The organism is Pseudobutyrivibrio sp. (assembly GCF_015057185.1).
Taxonomy (GTDB): domain Bacteria; phylum Bacillota; class Clostridia; order Lachnospirales; family Lachnospiraceae; genus Pseudobutyrivibrio.
Window position 1 is genome coordinate 56047 of record NZ_SVEV01000013.1, and the last position, 23739, is coordinate 79785.

Here is a 23739-nt window from a genome sequence, read left to right on the forward strand (position 1 = left end):
CTTATTTGCTTATATTTTAGCAGTTATTGTAGCTAAATACACAGTTTAATAAAAAATTCACAAAAAGCAGCCCAGGGCGCAAGGCCTTGGGCTACTTCTTTATTGCTTTTAATTTGTAATTGTTACTGATTCATAATCTGACTTGCAGATTTCAACAAGCTCGCTGCTTCCATTTAGATAGTAGCCAACTACACGGTAGTAGTAGGTGCCACTTGCAAGTCCAGTATTTGTGTATGGGCTGTTAGCTGCTGGGTATACTGCAACTAATGTGTCATCAGAAGTTGATGTTGTGTTTGTATCTCTGTAGATATAGTAGACTGTTACGTCTCCACTGTCTGTCCAAGATACGGATGCTGATGAATTGCCACTAGCTGTTACTGTAATACCAGATGTTGCTATCTCTGTTGAAGCATTGATGCTTACATATTTGGTACTAAATACACCACTATCAGTGTATGCTCTAGCTTTTATCTGATAGTTAGTACTAGCTTCAAGACCATCAAATGTGTACTTTGTTGCTGTACCTGCTACCTTTACAGTCTTTACTGTAGAGTATGAGCCGCTAGAGTTCATCTTGAGCAATGTGAGCTCTGTTCCGTCTGAGTAAACATCACGTACCCATGATACAGATATTGAGCTCTCTGTAGATGCAGTTCTCTTGAGATTTACTATTGGCCAGAGGGCAATCGCGTAATTTACAGTCTTAGAGCTACTGAAGCTTCCACTACCTGTAAGTGCAATTGTTCCTGTACCGCTAATATAGTTACCGTAGTCTGCTGTATAATCAGAGCCCTCTGTAAGTGAGTAAACCTGCGATTCTCCAGCTATAGACTCAGTCTTCAGGAATACAGTGATGCTAGGTGTAATCTTGCTGCCTGTGTATCTCTGAGTCTTAGAGTATACAACCGAGCACTCTGAAATAGGGCGCTGGATGATTGAATATTCTGCATTTGAAATACCTGTGTCACCTGATGTAGACTGCCATGAAACCTCTGCTACGATGTCACCAACGGAAACCAAATCAGTAGTAACCACATCATCACGTTTGTAGGTGACTCCTGTTACAGAAATATTGTCATAATTTGTCTTGAATTCTGGCTCAATCTTGTAGCCTGTGTACTTGTAGGTTGAATCGTAATTTGTGATTTCAACTAAATCCTTGTCCAGCTTGATGTTGAAATTCTCAACCTTGTCAGGCGTTGTGTAGTAAGCAGACTTAGCTGACAGTGTAACTGTTCCTACTGACTTGTAATTGTCTGTAGATGTTACGGTTATTGTATAGTCCATATCCTTTGTAAGCGTAATGAATGCAGACTCAGATTCTGTCTTGTCCACTCTATAGAGAATTACATCAAACTCAGGTGTGATAGGTTCACCTGTCTGGAACTGGTCCTTGATGCCTGTGTATTCTACTGTCGTACCATCTGCTGACAGCTTGCAAATCTCTGTCAAATTCATTGGAGCTACAATATTGAAGCATCTATAAAGAATGCCTGTGTAGCTACCAATACCCTCTACATATACATATGACTGTGATGGGTCTCTAGGTGTGACAACTGCTGCAAGCTGCTCTGATGTTGGTTCCTCACCCAACCACTCAGCACTGTAGTAAACCTTGTAGTCCACATTCTGTGTAAGTGCTGTTGATGAATTATCAGAAACAACAACTGCTGGCTTCTGATATGTACCATCATACGTAAATGTGTAATCAAGTGGCTTCAGCTCAGATTCGCGCTCATACTGTACCTTGAATCCATTCTTAGCAAGATCATTCTTACCAACTAAGAAGTAAACCATGATAACAGTACCTGAACCATAGTAATTTCCTGGCTTTCCTGTGGTTTCATCAACTGCATCAAATGTAATCTTTGCATATGGTGCAGAATCCAAACCAAGGGTAGGATCATAGTAAGCATTATTATTACCATAGGTTACATTGTAATCTGATGGGTCAATTAGCTTGCTAGTTAATTCATCTGACAAGCCTGCATCGGTAATATCAAGCGTAGGCTTAATTGCTGAACCGCCATATTCTTCATAGTACCAGCCTGCATATATTGATGTATTGTAAATTGCAGATGACTCAGTGGCTGTAAGCACTGTCATATCATCATCTGACATTACAAATGTGATATCAGTGTTGTTGCCACTTTCTCTAGTGTAATCATTTGTCCAGGTAATTCCACCTGTAAGCATACGGTAGTTAATCTTGTACTCATCTGTAAAGCTGCCGTAGTACTGACCCTGTCCCTTTATAGTAACAGTCTTTTCGCCTGCACTGATAGAGTCTTCCTCACCAGTAATCGCATCAGCAACTGTCAATGTATAGTCGTCTGCTGTCAAGGTTGTGGTAGAGCCATCGCTTTCGTGGATTGTCATATTGGTAATTGTTGGAATATGACTTACTCCATCGTAATCAAACTCTGCGATATATGTACCAGATCGTGTGTAATCAAGATATGGTGTAACCTGCGGATTCTCCTGGGCATTATCATAAAGCTCTCCCAGGTCAATACCTACTGTAAATGGAACCATAATAGCTTCACTACTGTAGTTACCCATACCAGTGATGATTACATATGGAGAATCTGCAGCGATTCCGTAGTGGTTGTAGCCGTCCTGAACAGTGGTTGTATCCCACGCACCACCGCCACCGCTGTCATTTCTTTCACAGGTAAATGTGTAGTCTGTTCCATAAGTCAGTGTCTTTGGATTTTCAGCGGAATATCCTTTTACTCCACCATCTGTAATAGTTATCACTGGGTCAGTATTTAGTTCTCTAACAGAACCAACAGTAATTGTGATCTTATCGGAGTTACCAGTCCATTCATCACCGGAGTAGTTCTCTGCCCAGTTTCCAGGGATAGAACGTGTGGTAATGCTAAAGGTTTTGGATACTGTACTCTTACAGCAATATACACCGCCAATGCTTATTGCATAGTCATTCTTTTCTGTTACTGTTGTGCCAGAAACACCTGTGATTGTGATTTGGTAATCTTTGTTATAGATTAAATCTACGCCATTTACCTGAAGCTTAAGGATTGTAGAAATATCCTGCGCCTCTCCAGTGTACTCTGCAGATGTCTTGGTGATATCTACAGAAGCTGTTCTAAGGTCAAGCTTTTCTATTGTAAATGTATCTGTCTGTGAGTTCTTATAATTACCATTTGCAACTGCTGTTATTGTCACATAAGGTGCATCTGCATCTGTCTTTTGACGTACATAATCACCGCTGACCCAATCGCTGCTTCCAGCGAGCGGCTCATTATTTCCCCAACCGGTAATTGTATAATCCACACCTTCTGTTAGGGTCTGGACGCCATTTGTAACCTTAAAGGTTGGGGTTACTGCAACACCATTTCCAGCATAAACAGCCGTATCAAAGGTAATGACACAATCATTCAAATCCTTCTGTGTAATCTGGAAGTAATTATCCGTCTTTGAGCTGCCTTCGAAGGCTCCCTTACCAGTAATGATTACGTATGTGCTTGTTGTTGTGGCACTTACATTTTGGTTGTTAGCATATGAAACTGTGTAATCTGTGCCCTCAGTTAGAGACGTACCATTGTAAACTACGCTTGTAACTGTAGGCTTGATAAATTCGCCTGTGTACTCAAAGGATGTGCCTGAAAGGGTCACTGTAGCAGTGCTGATATCAAGTCCCTGAATTACAAGGGTTATCTCACGTGGTCCACCCATTACGTAGTCAGAGTTGTTATTCTGAATCTTGATAATATGGGTGCCTACATTCTTAATATCTGTGTAAGTAGCCTTTACGTATGTATTTGAACTGTCGTAAATATCTATACCTGAGCTATCTGGACACTTAACAATAACATCAAATGCTACATCGCTGCCTGTGTAGGTAGTGTAATAAATGCCCTCACTATAGGTAATATGTGTACCTGAGAATGTGATTACAGCTGTGTCCAAATCATACTTCACATAGTAGGTCAAAGTAATACTGTTCTTGTAATATGTAGAACCTGTAGTTGCAGTAATCTTTAATGTCTGTGGACCAGCCTTTGTATATGTGTCATCAGATGGAGTTACTGTATAGTCTGTTCCTTCTGTTCCAAGGACATACAGATAATCTAATACGTTGATTGCACTGCCTGTGTATGCAAACTCATCCTTTGTGAGATATACGTAGCTTGATCCATAAGTAGATGAAAGATCTACTACGAAGTTTGCATCAATCTCTCTCGAATTGTATCCCACATTATTATTTCCAGAGTGGTCGCCTGTAACTATTATTTTGCCCACACCTGGCTCTGAGGTACTTGCAGCAACTGTGTAGTTAACCTCATCTGTGGCTGCTGTTTGATTAAGTGTTACGTATGTTTCATTAGGTAAATCATAATATTTTACAGTTGCAGCATAATTAGATCCACCTATTACATAGGAACCTGATGTTTCAACTGTAACTCTAGCATGCTTATTTCCGCTAGAATCCTCTACTTCCACCGTATCACTCAAATCAACATAAATAGTGAAGTAAGCCTTTTTCGTTCCGGTGTATATTCCTTTTCCTGTAACTGTTACATAGTTAGGATATGTAGTTGAGGCACCTCTATAGTTTCCTGGATAGATATTTGTACCATAACCTGTTATTTCGTAATCAGTGCCCTCTGTTAGGGTCTTTCCACCATATGTAACTGTAAGATTTGTAGGCTTAATCTGGCTGCCGGTGTATGAATATTCACCATTAACAACTACATTGAGATTGTCTGCAGAAATTGCAACTATCTCATAGGTAGATGTAGCTGTGTGAGGTGATTCTGTAGAACCGGCATAGTTTCCTATACCTGTAGCCACAATAGTAGCTGTTCCAATTCCACTACTTGGCGCTGTAACTGTAAGGTTATAGTCAGTTCCAGCTGTAAGGGTTGTGCCTGCATCATTAGTTACTGATACGTATTTTGTGATATCTACAGGGTCCGTATCGCTATAGCTTACCCAGTAATACAGGTTAGTATCGCCCTTTGCTTCATAGCAAGCAGAGTAGGTAACAACACCTGAGCTTGTATCAAATACTATTCCTCCAAGAACTCCGTTCTTGATTACATACTGATAGTAATGTGAGTCAGTATAGTTTCCATTTCCTGTTGTTATACCATGCAGGTATACCTTATTTGCCTCTACTGAGCCTATATCAGGACCAATTGTTGTCTTGGCATTTCCGTCTTTATCAAGGATTCTGAAATCAGTGTTGTATGTTAGTGTCTCTTCAAATGTACCAACAATATATTTTACCGATAGAGTGCCAGTAATATCGTATGTAGAGCCTGTGTATGTACGAGCTCCTGCACCAATAGAATCACTTACAATAAGACCCTCTGTTCCTGAATCAGTCAGGTTATTAAAGCTTATAGGTAGCACTGTATATTTAAAGTCAAAGGTACCATAGTAGCCATCTGTACCAGTGAGGGTTACTGTGATTGTATTTGTTCCATTGTATGAATTAGTGTAATCGGTACCGCCCTTTGAGCTGGCTCTGGTTACTGTATATTTTGTAGTAGATAATACAGAGCCGCCCAATGTTACAACAGGAGTTGGCAAGTTACTTCCTATGTAGCTTACCTGGAATGGGTCATCCTTGTTGGTAGATGTTACCTCAGTTGCACTGCCACTTGTTGAATAATAAGTAGTTGTTGTTATTACTGGATTTTGTAACTGTACTGAAACATTTGCAAGACTATGACCTACCGTGTATTTATACTCAATTGTACCAGTGTAATTTCCTGTACCTGTTACTGTTGCTGTGTAGCCTGCGCCGCCATTGTCTCCGGCTGTTGTGGCCGCAGAATCTCCAGTAACCGTATAGTCTGTATCCTCTACTAGTGTATATGGATTTACTAGAAGATTAGTGCTGGTATCTATGATTGTAAATGTTGGTTTATGTAATGTTCCCTCGGCTATGTACTCTACCTCGGTATCATATGTCTTTGTTACAGTATCTGCAGTAATATCCCTTGGTGCGATGCTAAAGTATACCTTTATAGAACCAGTAAAGTTTCCAATACCGGTGATTGTCACATAGGAATCATCGCTAACATTTGTATTAGCGCCATAGCTTGTGCTGTAGTTAGAAGAAGAAATCAGGTTCTCATCGCTTACTGCACCGTCATATACAGCTACTGTAGGTTTTCTCTTTTTACCTGTATATGTTGGGTTGTATTGTGAGCATTCCCAACGATTTTTTGTACTTGAATAAGAGATTGAGTATGAATTAACTGTAATAGTCATATCCTCAATGCTCTTTGATGTAATGCTAAAATATAGTACCGCGGTACCTGTCAAGTTGCCCTGACCTGTTACTGTTACGGTTGCAGTATTTGTTCCAACTGCTGTATTGTTCGCATATGTAACCTTGAAATTGTCACATGTATCAGAACTTGTTCCCATGGCAACTCCGCCTAATTTTACAGTAACAGCTGGTGTAAGAGCCTTTCCTGTATATGGCATTACATAATCGCCTGTTGAGGTCTTGATACTATCTGGTAATGTTACGGTGCAATCATCTAAACTAGCTGCTGCAATTGTAAATGTTCCAGTAATAGTACCAGTATAATTTCCTCCATCCACTGCCGTAACGGTATATGCCGCTGCTGTGGATACATTTACATTATTAGAAAATGCGATTGTATAATCTGTGCCTAGCTCCAGTGTTTCTACCACAGAGCCGCCAGAAGTATAAGTAATAGTATAGTCATCTGGATCTGTTAAGGTAATCTCGCTACCTGTATAGGTCTTTGAGCTAGTAGTCAGATTGAACTTTGTCTTTGAAAGATTAGCCTGAGTAATCTTGTATGTGGCATAGGCGTACTTGCCTGCATAGTTACCTGTGCCGGCAATTACTACATATTTTGTTCCAACATTTGTTACATCTGTTCCTGTGATAACACCTGCTGCAGTCGAGGCAGATGTATCTATAGCGCTACCCCAACCAAGGACATAGTAGCCAGTATCAGATGAGCCTGAGCTGGTAAGTGTAAGGGCATTTCCGCCTAGCTGTACCGCCTGTACTGGTGGCTTTGTTGCAGTATTGTCAAATGTCTTGCTATAGGTTGTTGCCCAGCTTGTAGCTGCTGAAGCCTGCGAGTTTTTAACTGTAATGATTACATCATCAGAGAAGCTTGCTTCAATATCGAAGTAAATTGTCTTTGTTCCCTGGAAGTTACCCTTACCGGTAAGGATAATAGCAGCGGGACTTCCTACTTCAGTACTGATAGCTGTATTGTTGCTGTAGCTGACTGTGTAGTCTACATCCTTTGTTAGCTCTGTTCCAGAAGAGCCCTGATATTTAACAGATAGGTTGCTTACAGTTTCACCACTAGTTGCGTCGGTGTGAGTGTAGGTATCTGGCTGGATTGCAGAGCCATCTGATTTGTGAGTATAAGCAGGATGTGCATAGGAACCAGGCGTACTTCCACCGTTTTCATCGGTAAGTGTTGTGTATGCCTGAGAAATATTTACCTTTGCAATTGTGTATGTCAAATCAAGGGTACCTTCGTATCCGCTTACCCCAATTTTAAGAAATGCAGTACCAGCATCCTCATTATTTGAATATGTAACTGCGCTGATAGTATCAGCTGTAATCCATGTTGCCTCGCTACCTGAGCTTAGCACATAGAATGTAAATGGCTTTGTGGTCCAATAGGTTGTAAGAGCGGTCTGATCTGTAATGTAATTTCCATCGCTTGTCATTGCATAAATGCTGCTACCTGTGTATGTAAAGTAGGTAGTTGCATCGTCATTCCACTCAACATAAGCATAATCGTTGATGTTCATATTGCTGGTGGTGTATGTGTAGGTTCCGCTGTAGTCTGCGCTTGAAACTGTATAGTTTCCGCTACCACCTGCTGCAAGAGTTACAGTATATTGGATTCCACCTGTGGTGTAGGTTTTATTTGAAAGGCTAATTGTGTAGTCAGCACTTTCTCCCATAGTAAGACCATAAGTGGCGTCAATTGCTGAGATTCCACTCAATGGATGAGTTACACTTGTGACTGTATCGTCATCAATGTCTATTGCAATGGCAAAGCCTGAATCACTTGAGAATGTTGTATAGTTCAGCTCTGCAGGGCTGATAGTAAACTGCACTGAATAAGTGAACGTTGTGCTCTTGCCAGAGTTAGAGCTTGAAATAGTAAATGGAATAGTAACTGTTGCTGTTCCAGCATTCTCATTGTCAGCGTAGGTAACGTTTCCTATGTAGGATGAGCCATATGTGGATGCGCTACCATCCTCTGAAAGTGTAGGTGTTGGTGCATACTGGACGCCTTTATATGTTGCTGTGGACTCATATGTAGACACGGTGCTACCGTTCAAAAGTGGCTGGACAACATGCACATTTAATGTGGCAGTAATGCCGCTATTGTAGGTAGCTGTGATAGTTGCAGTACCTGGATTTTTAGTTGTAAGTGAGCGAGTCATGCCGCTGCCGCTTATAGATACAACATCAGTATTTGAATTTGACCAGGTTATACTTCTGGTGCGGCTAGGATTTAACTCAACTGAAAGTGTATCTGTATCACCTAAAAGGTAATAAATGTCTCCTGCGAAGTTTGTTGCATAGCCATAGTTTGAACTTGATGTATCTGTTTCTACATTTGATAAAGCAACCAGCTGAGTTGCATATTTAGATGATGTCATTCTGATGCCAGTGATATCACCTGGATCTGTAACTCCATCAGAGAGCGCTACAGTAATGGCATTTTCCTTAGATTGCTTTGTAGAATCAAGGAAAATTGCCTCTGAGGCACCACCAATATCTGTTTTAACACTAACATCATTACCAAAGCTAAAGAATCTTACTGCATAATTTGTGCCTGTGTACATATAAGGGTCAGAGTCTGATGTGAAATCAAACGTTACCTGATACCAGCCTGAACCTCCTGCTGCTACCTCTTCTGCAGAAATGCTTTCTGTATGGACTGAGCCAATGGCTGTTCCAGACATAGGACTATCAGTACTTGTTATATCTCTGTAAACCTGAGCCTGGCAAGTAAAGTCGTCACCTGCTTCGATGTATACCTGGAATGAAGCACTATTTACTTTTACATACTGACCATTTCCGCTATCATCCGCGCCAATAGTTCCAGTTGTGCTCAATGTCTGGTATGAATATACAGTCAAATCACTGTCGCTTGTTGTTCCACCGATGAAGTAATATGAGAAGTGGTCGGCGTCGAAGGTTACGTCTGTTCCACTTACTGTAGATGATACAGTTTCTGCTGTGGTAGAGCTCTCGTCCTGAACGCGGATTACCTCTACCTGCTCATCAGGAACCTCTGCAACCTCATCGATACCCTTTACAGTAATCTCAAGACTGTTTCCATCGTTCTGTGGTTGATAATAATTGCCCTTCTGGTCAATGATGTTGATATCAAATGCTTTGAATACATTAAAATCTGAAGCATCTGTATTTTCAAGGATTGACTCTGCCTGTGAAATAGAGATTGATTTAGCATCTAATGAGGCGCCTGCTGGCATCTCACCCTTTACTGTAATTACCACGCCGTCAACTGTGGTAGAAATCTCTGTATAAATAAGCTCGTAGGCTTCGTCTTCTTTTACCTGTCCGCAGTAAATACATATGCCGTCTGCGTCGTATGTACATTCCTCGATTTCTGATACGCCGCAATGCTTACATGTCTTAGTGTGGGTGCCGTCCTCGTTGCTGACATATTCCCACTCGTGCTGACACTCTGTTTCCTGAACGTAGCCGCACAAAGTACAAACACCATTATCATCAAAGCTACAGTTCTCAGTTGATTCTTCATTACACTTAGAGCATCGCTTGATGTGGGTTCCGTCGTTATTTGATGTATATTCCCATTTGTGTTCGCATGTTTCCTTGTCTGTAGGGGCCTCGATTTCCTCTGGTTCTACTGGCTCTTCAGGGTCAATGATTTCTGGATTCTCAGGATCTACTTCTGGGATTGCATTTGGGTCCTCTACTACTATTGTTGGGTCTGGGTTGGCTGGATCTATAGTTGTAGGGTCTGTTCCTGGATTGTCTGTTGGGGTTGTTTGGTCTGTATTTGTATTAGGGGTATCTGCCTCGTTTTCTGGAGTTGGGTTTTCTGGAGTTTGGTTGCCTGATTGTTGTGGGTCTGCTGGCTGGCCGTCAGTTGGCTGTGGGTCTGTTGGCTGGGCCTCTGATGACTGACCGTCTGTTGGCTGACCTTCTGCAGCTGGCACTTCCCCTGCAGTTTCAATTGCTGCCGCTACCGCTGGGGCAATTCCTGTCTGGTCTTGACCTGCTGCATCACCTGATGTTTGGTCTGCTGATGCTTCTGTTCCTGCTGCATCTGCTGCTGGAGCATCTCCGCTAGGCGCAGAACTAACTACAGCCTCCTGACTTGAACCACTGTCCGCAGGTGCTGCCGCCGCTTCTCCTCCACCTGAAGGCGCAGACTCCTCCACTTGGATGTCGTCCTCCGCCATTGAGAAAAAGTCATCTCCAACTGTTGTTGTCAACATCAACATACACATCAGAAATGCCACTAATCTTTTTAATTTAGTCAAATTGTCTTTCATAGTCCAATCCCCTTTGCTAGAACCCCTTTTCTAACATCTTTCTTTTGTTTTTCCACACCTTTTTCCCTAAATTTGCATAGCAAAAATAGACATAGGTGTAGTACTACAATTTCAATATCGGACTTTCCTAACATGAATTTTACAGACATTAGTAGGAATTTCTGTGAATTATTAGTGAATTGACTATTAAATGATTTCTTATTAATATTTATGTTCAAAAAAAGCACCTCACAGTGTATCGATGCCCCGAAAAGTCAGATCAAAATCTAACGATTGGTGATCGGTACAAAGTGAGATGCTTTCTACTGGTTGTATTTTAGATATCTACCAAGCATTTGTAGAGGAGCTCCTCAAATGGTCCGTAATTCAGGACTGAGCTCTCTTTGCTGGCTAGAATCATGTCATTTTTAGTTGTTTTTGAAAAATCTATATCGAAATGATTGCTGTTTTTGCAGATGTATTCGATAAACACGCGCTGGGCGCGACCGTTACCCTCTCTGAAAGGATGAATCATATTAATCTCGCCCATGAGATATGCCAATTTCTTGGACATTTCTTCCTTGTTATCCACATCCTTCAGATAATTGTTGGCAACTATCCAATCCTGAACCTTTTTAAACTCAATCTCGATGAACTGGGTCAGGCAAAAAATGGTGCCCTTGGAAATGTCCACGGTGCGGATTTCTCCAGCCCACTCATAGATATCCTTGAACAAATACCTGTGAATTGCCCGCAGATGGTCCAGGGAAAAGTCACCCGGAATTGGGCGCTGGCTAATTTCAAAGTATCTGGCAGAGGAAATCTCCTGCTCTACCTTGAACAGCTCATCCTTGTCGTGAATATCAAGTTTGTTTTTGAGGACATGAGTGTGAGGATAGCAATACTGACCGTTATCCTCGTACTCATAGCGGTAATATTCATCCATCATAGGCTTATCCTACTGAAACATATCTAGATGTAATCTCGCGAATCACATCCTCAACATCAATCTCTTTTTCAATGATCATTCTCCCGCGTTCAATCTCCTGCGGTGTGAGTATCATATCCTCCATTGCAAACGAGGCAGAGACGCTAGCTATTTTCTCATCTGTAGACATTAATCTCTCCTTAGTTATCGGATTAAAAACCATATTTTTCACCTTTTTTAGGATATGGAATTTCAAGAAATTCAGCATCTGTAACCGGCATGTTTTTGATAACAAAAATCATGTCTCACTTTAGTGAAATCTCTGAATGCGAAAATGAAATTTCAAAATCCTTGCGCCTGCTTTGGGCTATTTATGGAATACGCCCACTAACTGTAATGGTAAATCTGCGACTGACTGCCACTTTATTATTGACATTGGTCACAGATTGATTTGGTTTTATTATAACACATAACTTATGCATTTGCAGTTGGGTCATTTTATGCTGTCTCTGAGTTGATATTTTCCTGAGTACCACATGACAACACCGCTTGCCACCGCACCTGTGAAGTGTATCCACCTAAGAGCACGATTTCTATATTCTCTTTCCACATTCTTCCCCACCTAAGGCCAGCATTAAAGCATGGCGAGGCTTTCTCTACCATAAAGTTGGTATGGCTATGTAGTCGACCTGGATACGACTAAGGAAGATGACGCACACTCAAATGCTTACGCTTTGTGCCACTATCCCCATGGTATGCTTATATTGGTTGTTCTTCGCTTCAACTATTTTAGTTAAAACTGGAGTCAACAAAGTAACCAGCACAGGGCTGTATCCGATGCCGCCATTGCAAATTTCTGATTCTAAAACAATATCATCATCGGTATTATCATCGCACCCATATTTATCACCATTCCACCTAGTGATAATGCATAATTTACCCTCGTTAATTCTTTTTGCAAGGCAATTATTTTCATACTTCTACCTCTGATACTGTGGTGTTTATCTTCTGTCTTGGTGCTTATTCTTGTTCCGATGTCGTTCATCTTTTGTTACTTTTTTATTCCGTAAATGTTCTGTTCCTGTTCTGCTCTTAGATTTTTTCTACAGGATAATCAAGAAGTGTGACAATCAATGGTTTTATACCTCTTTTTTGCCAGCATGGGCTTCTAAAAATATTCTTATATACTACTTCAATTCCATGACATCCGCATCTGTAAGAAATATAATTCCATCTATTACCTCTCCTACAACTTTTTCCTCACTAGCTACATTTGCTACCTCAGCTAATTCTTTGATGGCTCTGTTCACAATCATATTGATGGAGCGGATAACACTTATCTATCTTGTTTTCTTCATTAATATCACATAATATTACCACGCTGATTAGATTTAATATGTAGATATTTTCGCATTCTAACACATTGCAGATGCAGTATTTTCTTTCATGATTAAAAGCTTTTTACATTTTCTATTATTTTAGTATTTATTATTACATTTGATTTCCCGCTATTTATCCAATCTCTGTTGTCAATTCAGATACCATTTGATTTTCTCTTCAATTAGTTTTATATCTAATGGCGCGAGCTCCGTTTCCATCGAAACTATCAAATCCTGCCCAAGCATTATTCCATTTTTCTCGTACATATTAAGCTTCTCTAGGTTTTTACTTGCATAATCTGGGTCTGAAGCCAATCCCAAATGCTCCCAGTAAATAGTCTTGCGCTCTTTTACATTTAACAAAACAAAATCCGGATATATTGTTTTACCATTTTTTAGCTTTATCTCTGGCTCATACTGATAGGGGATATTGTACTTATAGAACAAATCTGCCAATATTTTTTCTGATTTCGACCGCACATACTCTCCGCGCTCCGTTTTGTACTTACCTTTCTCTGGAAATGGATTTTGGTTTCCTGGACGCTGCTGCAACCACTGCTCTATATACTGTTCATCCGGCAGAATTAATGGCTCGATCAAGATTCTTTTGGCATGGCTCCTATTCTCATATACCTCTTTCAAGGCGAGCTCATGATAATTATCAAGGAATTGCTCTAATTGCTTCTTTTGCTTTTCCAGCTCATCCTTTAAATTTCTATAATACTCTTGCTGCGCCATGTTTTTTATTATGTCAAGATCAGTTTTCTTAATGTAAGTACGGCTTTTATCTGGGTGATAAATGTAGTATTGATAACCGTTTTTTCTCTTGGAAAAACTGATTGTACCGTCAATATCCTCTGCTTTGTCAATCATTAACTTCTCTAGTTTCGCCAATATCAGTTTTATATTCTCAAGTTTCTCGTAGTATTTTTTCATATCTTCTTACTCCTCTTTAATATAAACACGTAATTTCACATTTCCGCTTGATTTCGTGCCTTACTCTTTCTCCGTAAACACGATTTCCTTCTCTTTCTCTACCTCTTCGTGTCTGCTGTGCTCTCTGCTGACACGAATCTCTGCATTTTCACCACTCCTTCGTGTCTTCTCCCCGCTCTGCTGACACGTACATCCACATTTTCTCCACCTCTTCGTGTCCTATGCTCTCTCCACTGACACGAATCTCTGCATTTTCTCCACTTCTTCGTGTCCTCTGCTCTCTACGCTGACACGTACATCCACATTTTCTCCACCTCTTCGTGTCCTCTGCCCCCTCCACTGACACGAATCTCTGCATTTTCTCCACTTCTTCGTGTCCTCTGCTCTCTACGCTGACACGTACATCCACATTTTCTCCACTCCTTCGTGTCTTCTCCCCGCTCTGCCGACACGTACATCTGCATTTTCTCCACTTCTTCGTGTCCTATGCCCACTCCACTGACACGTACATCTACATTTTCACTACTCCTTCATGTCTTCTGAACACTCTTCCAACACGAATCTCCGCATTTTCTCCACTCCTTCGTGTCTTCTCCCCGCTCTGCTGACACGTACATCTACTCTTTCTCTACTCCTTCGTGTCCTCAGGCCTCTCTACAGCCCATAATGACACGAAACTCTACTCTATTCCTATCTCCACGTGTTGCAGACCCTTACTCCACACCTACGTTATGCCAAATTCCTGAATTCTTAGGTCTAAATCAATTATTTAAATAAATACTCTTCATACGATTGATAGAATCTCTGCTACTTTCCTATCGCTTGCTGGCGCTGACTATTTCCTGCAAGCAAAAAACCCATTTGCCCCAGTACTATTTAAGGCGTACTAGGGCATGTATTCACAGTGATTCAATTCATATTCAAGTTATAATGGGATTTTAGGTTCACAGATAATGAACCCATAAATAAGATTGTTATATTAGAACAAATCTTTCAAAACTCGTTGTCTAATATAACGTGCAATTTTCGACTTGTCAAGTAGAAAATATGACTTCTTGCTGACTAAACAATGAAATTGTCAGCAAGAATCCTGCTTCGCAGGACATGAAAATAGATAAATCTATTTTCATGGTAGTTACGATTCCAGTTTTTCTGATGAAAAACAGGAGTCTATAGATTCTTGTTTTTCATCAAACAACATTCTAAATTAATATGCCCTACAACACTATTACAACAAAAAATCCCACCACAGCCTAAACTGTGATGGGATCTGGAAGCAGGTTCTCCCCACTGTGTGGGTCCCCCCCTAAATGCCCTAACTTCATGTGGGCATTAATAAATTGCCCTCTTTCGGGAAAGCTGCGCCCATTTGAAATCGCTTCGCGATGGGGCGCGCTGTGGCATACAGGGTCCCACCACTTCGTGGTCCCTCCCTATATGCTATGCATTCTGAATCTTGCCTGTATACAACTGGTAGTACTTGCCGCCCTCAGTGATGAGTTCATCGTGGCTACCACGCTCGATGATGCGTCCTTGGTCAAGAACCATGATGCAATCTGAGTTGCGGATAGTTGATAAACGGTGGGCAATTACAAATGTTGTACGTCCGTGCATTAGCTTGTCCATACCGTCCTGAACGATTTTCTCGGTACGAGTATCGATTGATGATGTAGCCTCGTCGAGGATTAGTACTGGTGGATCTGCGATTGCAGCTCTGGCGATTGCAAGTAGCTGGCGCTGGCCCTGTGAAAGGTTGCCGCCGTCACCAGAGATTACAGTGTCATAGCCCTGTGGCAATCTGCGAATGAATCCATCTGCATTGGCAAGCTTTGCGGCTGCAATGACCTCTTCTTCAGTGGCGTCAAGCTTTCCATAACGGATGTTATCAGCAATTGTGCCTGTAAACAAATGAGTATCCTGCAAAACGATACCAAGCGAACGACGTAAATCCGCCTTCTTTATCTTGTTGATGTTGATTCCATCGTAACGAATCTTTCCATCAGCAATATCGTAAAATCTGTTAATCAGATTAGTGATTGTAGTTTTTCCTGCACCAGTTGCACCAACAAATGCAATCTTCTGACCTGGTGTAGCAAAAAGCTTTATGTTGTGAAGTACTGTCTTGTCTGGATTGTATGCAAAATCTACATCATCAAAAACAATATCTCCTTCAAGCTTCTGATAAGTTGTAGTGCCCTCTGCTTTGTGGAAATGCTTCCATGCCCACATGCCTGTACGCTCTTTGCACTCGACAATCTCACCATTTTCTTCCTTTGCGTTAACAAGCATTACGTAGCCTTCGTCTGTCTCAGGCTCCTCATCAATGAGGGTAAATACACGCTCGGCACCAGCCATAGCAAGAACAATTGACTGGAACTGCTGTGAAACCTGCATGATTGGCATAATAAATGATCGTGTAAACTGGAGGAATGAAACAAGCGCTCCAAGTGTAAGGCCTGTCCAGCCGTTAAGAGCAAGTGTACCACCTACCACTGCACAAATAACGTAGTTCACGTTACCAAGCTGCGCGTTTACAGGACCTAACGAATTTGCCAATCTGTTTGCGCGGTAAGCGTTGTTGTAAAGCTCCTCGTTAAGCTCATTGAACTTCTCCATTACCTCATCTTCATGGCAGAAAACCTTAACAACCTTCTGTCCATTCATGATTTCCTCGATGTTGCCGTTTACTGCACCGAGAGCCTGCTGCTGCTTGCGGAAATATCTTCCAGATGTGCCAGCAAGTACCTTTGTGGTGAACACAATCACGAGAATCATTGCAATTGTGACACCAGTAAGTGTTGGTGACATCATCAGCATGTAAACAAATACTGTCACGATTGTGATTGCACTGTTAAACATCTGTGGAAAACTCTGTGAAATCATCTGGCGAAGTGTATCAATATCGTTTGTGTAAATTGACATGATATCGCCGTGTGCATGTGTATCGAAGTAGCGGATTGGTAAATCCTCCATCTTCTCAAACATCTCATTTCTCAAATCTCTTAGCGAGCCCTGGGCAACGAAAATCATTATCCAGTTGTATGAGAACATTGTGATAATACCTATTGCATAGTAGACAATTAATGTCTTGATGCCATCTAAAAGTGGTCCAAAATCTGTGCTGCCACTTTCTATCATAGGTAAAATGTATACATCAATCAGCTGCTGCATGAAGGCTGTTCCCTTTGCATTGCAGATTACTGATACGAAAATACAGATAATTACAAGTACCAGCTGTACTGGATATCTGCTTCCAACATATTTAACAAGTCGGCCGAGAACTCCACGTCTTGCGGCCTTCTGTTCCTTGGTCAGTTTAGGTACTGATCCTGGTTGTGGTCCTCTAGGCATTAGTCCTCGCCTCCTTCCTGAGCCTTGTCAAAGTCGGCGCTGCCGGCTCCTGTCTGCTGCTCGTAAATCTCTTTGTAAATCTCATTTCTAGCCATCAATTCTTCGTGTGTACCGAAGTCGTTGACCTTACCATCATCCATGACGATGATTCTGTCAGCATCCATAACAGATGAAATACGCTGGGCAATGATAAGCTTTGTTGTGCCCGGAATCTCCTCACGGAAGGCACGACGGATACTGGCGTCTGTAGCTGTATCTACTGCCGATGTTGAGTCATCCAAAATAAGAATCTTTGGTTTCTTAAGAAGAGCTCTAGCGATACAAAGTCTCTGACGCTGTCCACCTGATACGTTAGTACCGCCCTGCTCGATGTGTGTGTTGTATCCATTTGGGAATTTCTCGATAAATTCATCTGCACAAGCAAGCTTGGCTGCACGTCTAACCTCTTCATCTGTGGCATTCTTGTCACCCCAGCGAAGATTCTCTGCAATTGTTCCAGAGAAAAGAACATTGTTCTGAAGCACAACTGCTACCTGGTTACGAATAGTTTCCACATCGTAATCCTTTACATTGATGCCTCCAACTAAAACCTCGCCTTCGTTTACATCGTAAAGGCGTGAAATCATTGAAACAAGTGTTGATTTTGCTGAACCTGTGCCACCTAAAACACCAATTGTCTCACCAGAATTAATGGTAAGGTTGATGTGATCAAGAACTGGTCTCTCAGCTGTTTTATTGTATCCAAAAACAACATCCTTAAACTCAATTGAGCCGTCAGGTACTTCGTACACTGGATTCTCGCCGTTTGTAATAGTTGTCTTCTCTTCAAGCACTTCATAAATACGTTTCGTGCTGGCCACTGACATAGTAACCATGATGAAAATCATTGCGAAAAACATCAGTGACATAAGAATGTTCATGCAGTAAGAGAATAATGATACAAGCTCACCTGTTGTAAGTGTGCCATCAATAACGATAAAGTGCGCACCAAACCAGCTGATAAGAATGATACATACATACACAACCAAACTCATCATTGGCATTGTGAAAGCAATCATCTTTTCTGCGGTTGTTGCAGCCTTGTAAATACCCTGGCTACCGTTGATGAACTTTGTCTTTTCAAATGCTTCACGAACGTATGCCTTAACAACTCTGATACCTGTAACATTTTCCTGAACAGAAGCATTCAACTCATCGTACTTTTTCATAAGTGTCTCAAAAAGTGGTCTTGTTTTGAAAAGTACAAAAGTCATAAATCCAAGAATGATGCACATTGCAATAAAGAAATTCGAAGCAATGCGACCATTAATTTTGAAAGAAAGTATCATGGCCACGATAACTGTAACTGGTGCTCTGAAGCCCATTCTAAGAACCATGATAAATGCGTTCTGCACGTTAGTAACGTCTGTGGTAAGACGTGTAACAAGTCCTGCTGTGGAATACTTGTCGATGTTTTCGAATGAGAAGGTCTGGATGTTTTCAAACATAGCCTTTCTCAAATTCTTAGCCAAACCGGCTGATGCCTTGCTGCCATAAACAGCTCCCATGATTCCACCAAAAAGTCCAATGACTGCACAGATGAGCATGTATCCACCAATGCGGTAAATCTCGCTCATGTTACCTTGCTCCACTCCCTTGTCAACCAAATCAGCGATGAGAAGCGGAATAACCATTTCCATTGCAACCTCGAGAATCATAAAAACAGGAGTAACTAAAGCAGCCGCTTTGTATTCTTTGATTTCCTGTAGAATTCTCTTAACCAAATTCTAATCCTCCTTCTTTAATTCTATATACGATTTGTAGTTTTTAGCATTTTCACGCATTTTCTCAAGAACCTGTAGCAATATCTCAATGTGCTCCGGTGGAATATCTTGAGAAATGTAGTCGTCTACCGCCATAATCTGAGACTCAGCCAATTCAGTGAATTTCTGACCCTTTTCGGTAACAACAATCTGCTTTTTTCTGGCATCGGTATCAACTGAAACCTTTGCTATATATCCACTCTTTTCCAAATACTGAATCATATCTGCAAGAGTTGATTTTGGAAAATGAAATAACTTCTCCAAATCCTTTTGGAAAACAGGATCCTTCTGTCTCTGGAGAAAACCAAGTAACCATCCATATTTCATATTGCACTGTCCGTCATTGGTCTCGATTACACCTCGATTAACGGCATTTCTAGTCTCTCTGGCTACGCAATCTAAAAGAAATCCTAAATGTACCCTTCCATCGAATTCTTTTTCTATCATGTCTCTCCTTCCCGTGTGTTTTTACACAATATCCCGACTTTGTTCGGTTTCGAATATTCCGATTCCGAACAGTTCGCTTTCGGACAAAACGTATTATACAACCTTAATTGTGTCCAATCAACAAAAAAACTATAAAAAAAGTATTAAAAATTCCTCGTGGACATTTTTCCGTGGTATAGTAGACAAAGAGACGGGGAATATGTTACTCTCGTATTTGTGGTTTTTTCCACACTTACAAGGGGTATTTGAGTTAAATAATTATATAAAGGAGTATTTTTATGAGAGAAAGAAGTAAAGATTTACGTGTAAGAAGAACTCTAACATCAATCAGAAAATCTTTTTTCGAGCTTGTTTTAGAGAAGAATTATAACGAAATTTCTATAACTGAACTTACTGATAGAGCTGGTATTAACAGAAAAACTTTCTATTTGCACTATTCATCATTAGATGATTTAGTTGCAGAAATCGAAGAGGAAATCGTATCAGATATCCTCGAGAGCATCGGTGATTATGCTGAGGCATTTGACCTTCCAGGTTGTATCAAGAACTTCTATGCTTACTTAGAGTCTTGTAATGATGTTCAGCAGAAGCTCCTCTGCGACGATCACTATGCTTTCTTTTATGAGTCTGTAACAGAGGCCGTACTTAGAAGTGCTCCATTTGCAAAGTTCTTCGAGAGAACAGATTATCCTTCAATTGTACGTTCATACACAATTTCAATTACATACATTTACCGCGACTGGCTCAAGGGAGGCAAGAAAATCGATTTCGATACACTTACAGCCGAGGCATCTAAGATTGTTGAGCGTGGATACGCAGGAATTATTAAAAAATAATCGTAATCTACAGTTACGTAGCATATGTGCTGATTCTTTAATATAGGCAATTTATGCCTAAAGTTAATATTAGAATAATAAAAGACTTGTTACGCTCTCAAGCCTCAGGGTCACTCCGCTTCACTAACATGTGAAGCTTGAGTAACCCTAAGAGCTTGATAGCTACAAGTCTTTTTTGTTATGCACAATATTATTTTCTTATGCATCAGTTTTTATTTCAACGATTTTTCACCATCGTTTATTAAAGAATCATGCGCATAGATCCGTACATACCTGCATCATTTCCTAGTGTTGCAAGTGTAATCTTAGTATTAGCGCAGCCGTGGAAAGTAATCTTTTTAAAGCTCTCCTGTGCAAGGTCGATGAGGTACTGACCAGCCTTTGATACACCGCCACCAATAACGAATGCCTCTGGGTTTACTACTGCTGAGATAACCTGAAGCCCCTGTGCAAGATACTCCATAGCCTGCTCTGCAATTTCTACTGCAACCTTATCACCCTTCTTAGCTTCATCAAATACTGCCTTTGCATCAAGCTGCTCTGCGTTTCTCAATGGTGTAGAGTCATCGTTTTTCTCAAGGCGAATCTTTGCAAGTCTAGCGATTCCAGTTGCTGAGCAATACTGCTCTAAGCATCCCTTGTTGCCACATCCGCATGCCTTTTCTTCTGTATAATTAACTCTGATGTGTCCTATCTCACCTGCTGCACCTGTTGCACCAGTAATAATCTTGTCGTTAATGATAACTCCACCACCAACGCCTGTACCAAGTGTCACCATAACAGAGCTGCTAAAATCCTTAGCTGCACCCATCCATGCTTCACCAAGAGCTGCAACGTTTGCATCGTTACCAACCTTTACCTTCATTCCGCCAAGGCACTCAGAAAACTCTTTTTCTACATTAAATACGCCCCAGCCGAGGTTAACGCAACGATTAACAACACCATCCTCAGATACAGGACCTGGAATTCCTATTCCAACACCAGAAACATCATCTGCTGTAATTCCCTTTTCTTCCATCTTTGTAAGAACAGCCTTTGCCAAATTCTTAAGAATATTAGCACCGCCGTTAGATGTGTCAGTAGGCACCTCCCATTTTTCTACTAATTCTCCTGCAGTTGTGAACAAGCCGCACTTGCATGTTGTGCCGCCTAAGTCCAAACCAAATCCATAGTTTGCCATTTCTTTCTTTCTCTCCTCTACTTATCTAGTAAGTTGTATTTTCCACTGGTTCTTCTGTTGTCGTAGTAATTTGAATATCTGTTGCATTGTCAGGAATTGTTCCCGGTGGAATCTCTGTACCTTCAAATGTCTGGGTGATAATCTGGTAATCAGCATTTTCCTGCTCCTCACCAGGATTTTCTTCGTCGAACGGTCCCTCTGGCTCTAAAAGTTCACCCTCATTTTCTTCAGATGGCTCCCCTTCATTTTCAACAAATTCTGGTAAAGCCTCCTGCTCCTCTGTTCCCAAATATTCAATAGGTTTCATGAAATCAGCAGGCACAAGATTCTCATGTATCTTTAACATATAATCCTGCCAAATCTCCGCTGGATAAGACGATCCCGTCAATCCTGGAACCTGCTTTGGTTGGTCATACCCCACCCAAACGCTGGTTGTATAATACTTTGTGTATCCTACAAACCAACCATCTCTATTACTATTTGTAGTACCAGTCTTGCCGGCACAAGGCATATCACCCATATCGATACCCTTTGCTGTGCCGTCAGTCACTACCGATTGTAGCATATCTGTCATTGTACGTGCAGCATTTTCTTTATAAACTTGCACTTCTTCTTCCTGAGGCTCATATATGATATTCCCTTCGGAATCAGTAATCTTTGTAATGCAGGATGGACTCCTCAAATAACCATCATTGCAAATTGTTGCATACCCCTTTGCCATCTCCAGCGGACTAACTCCCACTGTAAAACCACCAAGGGCTGCCGCCATTCCATAATCCTCATCTTCAATGTGGCTAAATCCCAGATTTATCAAATAATCCATGCCCTTTTGTGGGGTAACCTCTTCATACAGCTGCCATGCAATTGTATTTTTTGATTTGGCTACAGCTTCCCGCAAGGTAATTTCCCCGGAATAAGTGCCTGATGCATTTTCCGGCCCATCCTCTATTGGCTCATCCACCACAATTGTATCCGGAGTATATCCCAACTCTATAGCAGGAGTGTACACCAGTAGCGGCTTTATTGAGCTACCTGGCTGCCTAAAGCTTTGGTATGCTCTATTCAATGTGTAGCCTGAAACATCTTGACTGCGACCGCCTACTATGGCCACTGTCATTCCCGTTTCATTATCAATGCAAACTGCTGCTGATTGCAGTGCATATATACCTTCCTCACTAACATCCGTAAATTCCGCCAAATGTGTATCAATAGAATCCTGCAACTCCTGCTGCATATCCATATCAATCGATGTATATATTCGATAGCCTGCAGTAAAAAGGCTGGCATTCCAGGTGTTATAGGCTTCCTCGTAGTTTTTTTCATAGGCAGCCTTGGCCTCATCTGTTGAAAATCCATTCAAAAAAATGAATCCATTTCTCTGCATCAGCGCTCTTGTTGCACAGTAATATACGTAGGTTTCCACGTAATTATTCTTAACAGAATCAGGCCTCGTTAGGGTAATCTTTTCACTTATTGCTTCATTATAGGTACTCTCCTGAATGGCCCCATCATCTAGCATTGCCTTGAGAATCAGATTTCTTCTAGTGATTGTATTCTGAGGATTAAGCACAGGATCGTAATAGGTTGGACTGTTTGGAATCGCAATCAAATAGCAAACCTCGGACAGACTCAAATCCTTTACATCCCTACTGAAATACCCCTTAGCTGCAGCCTCGATGCCATAATAGCCGTTGGCAAAATAAACATTATTTAAATAAAACTCTAAAATTTGCTCCTTTGAATACTTTTTTTCCAGCTCAGAGGCAATATAAATCTCCTCAACTTTTCTCTGCCAGGTTTTCTCATTACTAAGGAAAATCGTTCTGGCCAGCTGCTGGGTAATGGTACTACCACCCTGAGTAACCTCACCTTCTTTTACAGTTGTGTACATGGCGCGAATTATTGCCTTATAATCCACTCCGCTATGTTTAAAAAATTTCTTATCTTCTATGGAAATCAATGCCTGAATTGCATAACTTGGAATATCATCAAAGGTAATATAATAGACATCCTTCTCACCCTTGAGCACAGAAATAGTGTTGCCGTCTGCGTCGTAAACTTCGCTAGTTTGTATCTGCTTGAATGTATCCACAGTAGAGTGCTTAACAAGAGAAATGGCCTCTGATTTAAGAGCAGAGACCTCTGCAGCATAGCCACTAGCATAGTAATACGTAATTCCAGCAACAATAATGAGTAATAAAACGATTTGAAATTTGATTAGTCGTAGAATCTTTTTATCGATTTTTCTACGTTTTTTCTCAGTTTCACTCATAATTTTATTGTAATCATTCTAAAATGCATAAACAAGATAATTGACACTTTTCACTAATAGTTAACAAACTATATGTCATTT

General features: G+C 41.0%; 12 protein-coding genes. 1 reads left to right on the plus strand and 11 read right to left on the minus strand.

Translation table 11 applies throughout. The features are described 5' to 3' along the window. Positions 1-108: 108 nt before the first annotated feature. The 9 genes from E7276_RS06830 to E7276_RS06870 all read right to left on the minus strand — a co-directional run bounded on the left by E7276_RS06830 (position 109) and on the right by E7276_RS06870 (position 19370). A complete protein-coding gene (locus E7276_RS06830; protein WP_294215450.1) occupies positions 109-10548 on the minus strand; it encodes a fibronectin type III domain-containing protein in 10440 nt (3479 codons plus the stop codon). A gap of 316 nt (positions 10549-10864) precedes the next feature. Beyond that, positions 10865-11476 (minus strand): Fic/DOC family protein, encoded by a 612-nt coding sequence (locus E7276_RS06835; RefSeq protein ID WP_294215453.1) that lies wholly within the window; start codon positions 11474-11476, stop codon positions 10865-10867. A gap of 4 nt (positions 11477-11480) precedes the next feature. Beyond that, positions 11481-11678 (minus strand): antitoxin VbhA family protein, encoded by a 198-nt coding sequence (locus E7276_RS06840; protein WP_294215456.1) that lies wholly within the window; start codon positions 11676-11678, stop codon positions 11481-11483. 964 nt (positions 11679-12642) lie between these two features. Continuing rightward, positions 12643-12771, minus strand: coding sequence for a hypothetical protein (locus tag E7276_RS06845; protein ID WP_294215459.1), 129 nt, complete (start codon positions 12769-12771; stop codon positions 12643-12645). Between the two features lie 213 nt (positions 12772-12984). Further along, entirely contained in the window at positions 12985-13770 is a 786-nt protein-coding gene (locus tag E7276_RS06850) for a hypothetical protein (protein WP_294215462.1), read from the minus strand. Positions 13771-13918: 148 nt separating this feature from the next. Further along, entirely contained in the window at positions 13919-14179 is a 261-nt protein-coding gene (locus E7276_RS06855) for a hypothetical protein (protein ID WP_294215464.1), read from the minus strand. A 1031-nt stretch (positions 14180-15210) separates the two neighbouring features. Continuing rightward, positions 15211-17121, minus strand: a complete 1911-nt coding sequence (locus E7276_RS06860) for an ABC transporter ATP-binding protein (protein ID WP_294215467.1) — start codon at positions 17119-17121, stop codon at positions 15211-15213. Then, positions 17121-18884 carry an ABC transporter ATP-binding protein gene (locus tag E7276_RS06865; RefSeq protein WP_294215469.1) on the minus strand — a complete coding sequence of 588 codons (1764 nt, stop codon included), beginning with the start codon at positions 18882-18884 and terminating at the stop codon, positions 17121-17123. Before E7276_RS06865 ends, E7276_RS06860 begins: the two co-directional genes overlap by 1 nt. Before the next feature lie 3 nt (positions 18885-18887). After that, the gene (locus E7276_RS06870; protein ID WP_294215472.1) at positions 18888-19370 is read right to left on the minus strand and encodes a MarR family winged helix-turn-helix transcriptional regulator; all 483 of its coding nucleotides are present in this window, start codon (positions 19368-19370) and stop codon (positions 18888-18890) included. A 278-nt stretch (positions 19371-19648) separates the two neighbouring features. Here E7276_RS06870 and E7276_RS06875 point away from each other — a divergent pair, with 278 nt between their 5' ends. After that, complete coding sequence (locus tag E7276_RS06875) at positions 19649-20206, plus strand: TetR/AcrR family transcriptional regulator (protein ID WP_294215474.1); 558 nt, start codon at positions 19649-19651, stop codon at positions 20204-20206. Positions 20207-20447: 241 nt separating this feature from the next. Here the strand turns inward: E7276_RS06875 and E7276_RS06880 are convergent, their stop codons facing one another. Together E7276_RS06880 and E7276_RS06885 are read right to left on the minus strand one after the other, a co-directional pair. Beyond that, a complete protein-coding gene (locus E7276_RS06880) occupies positions 20448-21386 on the minus strand; it encodes an ROK family glucokinase (RefSeq protein WP_294215476.1) in 939 nt (312 codons plus the stop codon). Between the two features lie 25 nt (positions 21387-21411). After that, a complete protein-coding gene (locus E7276_RS06885) occupies positions 21412-23658 on the minus strand; it encodes a transglycosylase domain-containing protein (RefSeq protein ID WP_294215480.1) in 2247 nt (748 codons plus the stop codon). Positions 23659-23739: the final 81 nt, after the last annotated feature.

What these genes read in the sequence shown, in the direction of transcription:
- E7276_RS06835 (WP_294215453.1), bottom strand. Translation starts at nt 11,476, where the DNA reads ATGATGGATGAATATTACCGCTATGAGTACGAGGATAACGGTCAGTAT.
- E7276_RS06875 (WP_294215474.1), top strand. Translation starts at nt 19,649, where the DNA reads ATGAGAGAAAGAAGTAAAGATTTACGTGTAAGAAGAACTCTAACATCA.
- E7276_RS06840 (WP_294215456.1), bottom strand. Translation starts at nt 11,678, where the DNA reads ATGGTTTTTAATCCGATAACTAAGGAGAGATTAATGTCTACAGATGAG.
- E7276_RS06845 (WP_294215459.1), bottom strand. Translation starts at nt 12,771, where the DNA reads ATGATTGTGAACAGAGCCATCAAAGAATTAGCTGAGGTAGCAAATGTA.
- E7276_RS06860 (WP_294215467.1), bottom strand. Translation starts at nt 17,121, where the DNA reads ATGCCTAGAGGACCACAACCAGGATCAGTACCTAAACTGACCAAGGAA.
- E7276_RS06885 (WP_294215480.1), bottom strand. Translation starts at nt 23,658, where the DNA reads ATGAGTGAAACTGAGAAAAAACGTAGAAAAATCGATAAAAAGATTCTA.
- E7276_RS06880 (WP_294215476.1), bottom strand. Translation starts at nt 21,386, where the DNA reads ATGGCAAACTATGGATTTGGTTTGGACTTAGGCGGCACAACATGCAAG.
- E7276_RS06850 (WP_294215462.1), bottom strand. Translation starts at nt 13,770, where the DNA reads ATGAAAAAATACTACGAGAAACTTGAGAATATAAAACTGATATTGGCG.
- E7276_RS06870 (WP_294215472.1), bottom strand. Translation starts at nt 19,370, where the DNA reads ATGATAGAAAAAGAATTCGATGGAAGGGTACATTTAGGATTTCTTTTA.
- E7276_RS06830 (WP_294215450.1), bottom strand. Translation starts at nt 10,548, where the DNA reads ATGAAAGACAATTTGACTAAATTAAAAAGATTAGTGGCATTTCTGATG.